Origin of the sequence: Spiroplasma endosymbiont of Lariophagus distinguendus, from assembly GCF_023846195.1 — a bacterium.
Taxonomy (GTDB): domain Bacteria; phylum Bacillota_I; class Bacilli_A; order Mycoplasmatales; family VBWQ01; genus Spiroplasma_E.
Map to the genome: position 1 here is coordinate 1 of NZ_JALMUW010000112.1, position 1,575 is coordinate 1,575.

Consider the following 1,575-nt stretch of genomic DNA (forward strand, 5'->3'; position numbering starts at 1 on the left):
CTTCATTATGATTTATTGGTGAAAATCATAATGGAAGAAGAGCACATAAAGTAAGTGAATTTTATCATAGTAATGCTAATATTAATGGTCAACCAGCAATGTATTTTAAAAATACTTATGAATTAGCAAATAGTATTATTGATTATTATTTAATTGAAGCACAAAAATATTTTGCTATGTTTAAAGGTTTTACTTGTTATGTTGATTATGGTAATGGTGGTCAAGCATTTATTGATGTTTTAAATGTAGAAAAAAATAAAAGAAATATGAATTGATTAAATTTTGAACCAGTAGATAAATCAGTAATGTATTTAAAAGATAGAATTGATTTTACTACTACTGGATTAATTAAAAATATATTAAGTTATGATTGAAATAATTGTCCAGAAACTAAAAGACAATATAGTTTAATTCAATGATTATCTAAATCTAAAATAGAAAATTCAAATAATGAACCTAAAATGTTAGATTTATATGATGATACTTGAGATAGTGATTGTTATGCATTAATGAATGATATGAAATGATTAATTGAACAAATAAATAATGAATTATTAATTAATAAAACTAAATTTGAATTTGGTAAACAATATAGTTTTATTAATAATAAGGAGTGATAATATGAATTATAGTCCAACAGAATATTTTAGTATACATGAAGATACTTGAGAATTAGATATACCTAGAATTATTGCAAATAAAAGTACAATGTTATGATTAGGTAAAGGTTTATTATTTAAAAGTGAAAATAAAGAATTATTAAATTTTTTAAATAAATTAAAAGATAAAGATAAATGAAATGAAAAATTATATCAATTTGGTATTCAAAATTCATTATTAGGTAAATGTTTTTTAATATGAATGTTAACTAAAAATGGTGAATTAAGTTTAACTTTACCAAGTCCAAGTTTTATGTCACGTGTTGCTAAATTTAATGAACAAGAACAATCAGCAGAATTATTTTTTATGAATGAACAAAGTGATAATGGTAGTTTAACATGAGTAACAATAGAAAATTCAAAAGTAAAAGTTGAAATATTTAATGGTAATAGAGAAATTTTATTAGGTAGTACAAAATCAAAAATTAAACCAGAAAGTCAATTAAAACAACAATATGAATTAAAAAATCCATTTGGTTATTTACCAATTGTTGAAATTACAAATTTACCACAAATTCATTTTTATGGTAATAGTACACAAATGAATGCATATCCAGATTGTGCACCAGTATGAAATTTAATATGAGATTTACAACATATTATTAAACAAAAAAGAAAAGAAAGAATATTAAATTTAACTCGATTTTATGGAATTATTGATAATGAAAAATTTAAAGCTTTAAATTTAAGTGATGATTTTCAATCAATTATTAAAGATGCATTTTTAAATATTACTACTGCAAATTATGTAAAAGGTGGTAATGGTGGAGTTGATATTGTACAAGGTAATCCAAAATTTGGTGAATATTGACTTGATTATAATGGTACAGCAAAACAAATATTTAATGGTGCTGGTTATGATTATGATGAATTTAATGGTATTAATTATGAAAATAAAACTAAAACATTAATGAAT

2 protein-coding genes are annotated in these 1,575 nt (G+C 21.5%); both read left to right on the forward strand.

Annotated elements, in window-relative coordinates; all coding sequences use genetic code 4:
- Positions 1 to 620: hypothetical protein (locus M0D11_RS05880; protein WP_252320969.1), on the forward strand; the 620-nt coding region annotated here is incomplete at its 5' end.
- A 1-nt stretch (position 621) separates the two neighbouring features.
- Positions 622 to 1,575 (forward strand): phage portal protein (locus M0D11_RS05885; RefSeq protein ID WP_252320971.1); only part of this gene is annotated, 954 nt, incomplete at its 3' end.